This is a genomic window from Geodermatophilus sp. SYSU D00710, assembly GCF_054050195.1.
Genome location: NZ_JBJGYX010000119.1, coordinates 1 through 2,338, shown reverse-complemented (window position 1 = coordinate 2,338; position 2,338 = coordinate 1). Strand labels below are relative to the sequence as shown.

Genomic DNA, 2,338 nt, shown 5'->3' with positions numbered 1-2,338 from the left:
GTGGGCGGGCGGGCCGCCCGCCCACCGCCGGGCGTCAGCCCGTGGAGGACGAGAACGCGGCGTCGAACGCGGCGGCCGGCGGGTCGAAGGCCAGGCGGCGGACGAACGCCAGCGCCTCGGGGGCACCGACCAGGCGGTCCATGCCGGCGTCCTCCCACTCCACCGAGATCGGCCCGTCGTAGCCGATGGTGTTGAGCATCCGGAAGCAGGCCTCCCACGGGACGTCGCCGTGGCCGGTGGAGACGAAGTCCCAGCCCCGCCGCGGGTCGGCCCACGGCAGGTGCGAGCCGAGCCGGCCGTTGCGGCCGTTGCCCACCTGGCGCTTCGCGTCCTTGCAGTCGACGTGGTAGATCCGGTCCTTGAAGTCCCAGATGAACGAGACCGGGTCGAGGTCCTGCCACACGAAGTGCGACGGGTCCCAGTTGAGCCCGAAGGCCTCGCGGTGGCCGATCGCCTCGAGCGTGCGGACCGTCGTCCAGTAGTCGTAGGCGATCTCCGACGGGTGCACCTCGTGCGCGAACCGGACGCCGACCTCGTCGAAGACGTCGAGGATCGGGTTCCACCGGGCGGCGAAGTCGGCGTAGCCGTCCTCGATCATCGAGGCCGGGGCCGGCGGGAACATCGCCACGGCCTTCCAGATCTTCGACCCGGTGAAGCCGACGACCGTCTCGACGCCGAGCTTGGCCGCGGCGCGCGCGGTCAGCTCCATCTCCTCGGCGGCGCGCCGCCGCACGCCCTCGGGGTCGCCGTCGCCCCAGACGCGCCTGTTGACGATGTCCTGGTGCCGGGCGTCGATGGGGTCGTCGCAGACGGCCTGTCCGTTGAGGTGGTTGGAGATGGCCCACACCTTGAGGCCGTACTTGTCGAGCAGCTCGAGCTTCTGCTGCACGTAGGACTCGTCGTTCGCGGCGCGCTCGACGTCGAGGTGGTCGCCCCAGCAGGCGATCTCCAGGCCGTCGTAGCCCCACTCGGAGGCGAGCCGGGCCACCTCCTCGAACGGCAGGTCGGCCCACTGGCCGGTGAACAGGGTGACGGGGCGGGGCATCAGTCGGTCCTCTCCTCGATGCGGGTCCACACGGAGTCGGCCGCGGCGCTGCGCTCGACCGCGTCGAGCACCCGCTGGATCTGCAGGCCGTCGGCGAACGACGGCGCCGGGTCCTGGTCCTTGGCGATCGCGGTGACCAGGTCGACGACCTGGTGGGTGAAGCCGTGCTCGTAGCCCAGCCCGTGCCCGGCCGGCCACCACGAGCCGATGTAGGGGTGGCCGGGCTCGGTGACCAGGATGCGCCGGAACCCGGCGCGCTCGGCGGGCTCGTGGCCGTCGAAGAACTGCAGCACGTTCATGTCCTCGAAGTCGAAGGCGAGGCTGCCCTCGGACCCGTTGACCTCGACGCGGATGGCGTTCTTGCGGCCCAGCGCGAACCGGGTGGCCTCGAACGTGGCCAGCGCGCCGCCGGAGAAGCGGCCGAGGAAGACGGCGGCGTCGTCGACGGTGACCTGGCCGGTCCCCTCGCCGGCGACGCCGGACAGCGACCCGGCCGCCGCGGGCAGCGGGCGCTCCTTGACGAAGGTCTCCAGCAGCGCGCTGACGCCGGTGAGCGTCTCGCCGGTGACGTACTGGGTGAGGTCGACGATGTGCGCGCCGATGTCGCCCAGCGCGCCGGAGCCGGCCTTGTCCTTCTCCAGCCGCCACGACATCGGCGCCGACGGGTCGGCGATCCAGTCCTGCAGGTACTGCGCGCGGACGTGGCGCACCTGGCCGATCCGCCCTTCGGCGACCAGCCGGCGGGCCAGCCCGATCGCCGGCACCCGGCGGTAGGTGAAGCCGACCATCGAGCGCACGCCGCGGGCGGCGGCCCGGGCGGCGGCGTCGGCCATCGCCTCGGCCTCGGCGACCGTGTTGGCCAGCGGCTTCTCGCACAGCACGTGCTTGCCGGCCTCCAACGCCGCGATCGCGATCTCGGCGTGCGTGTCGCCGGGGGTGCAGACGTCGACCAGGCCGACGTCGTCGCGCTCGAGCAGCCGCCGCCAGTCGGTCTCCACCCCCGCCCAGCCCAGCCGGGCGGCGGCGTCGGTGGCCCGCTGGCGGTCGCGGCCGGCGAGGACGGTGAGCTCGGGACGGAGCGGGAGGTCGAAGAAGTGCGGGGCGGTGCGCCAGGCCTGCGAGTGCGCCGCGCCCATGAAGGCGTGTCCGATGAGACCGATCCCGAGGGTCGGCCGGTCTGCTGAGGTCATGGAGACTCCCGGGGAGGGGGGGGGGGGGGGGGGGGGGGGGGGGGGGGGGGGCGGGGGGGGGGGGGGGGGGGGGGGGGGGGGGGGGGGGGGGGGGGGTGGGGGG

The 2,338-nt window shown here is 74.1% G+C and carries 2 protein-coding genes; both read right to left on the bottom strand.

Annotated features, from left to right (window positions below; all coding sequences use genetic code 11):
* Positions 1-34 precede the first annotated feature (34 nt).
* Positions 35-1,045, bottom strand: coding sequence for a sugar phosphate isomerase/epimerase family protein (locus tag ACI78U_RS24850; protein ID WP_456878120.1), 1,011 nt, complete (start codon positions 1,043-1,045; stop codon positions 35-37).
* Positions 1,045-2,235, bottom strand: a complete 1,191-nt coding sequence (locus tag ACI78U_RS24845) for a Gfo/Idh/MocA family protein (protein WP_456878119.1) — start codon at positions 2,233-2,235, stop codon at positions 1,045-1,047. The genes ACI78U_RS24850 and ACI78U_RS24845 overlap by 1 nt, the downstream gene beginning before the upstream one ends.
* Positions 2,236-2,338 lie beyond the last annotated feature (103 nt).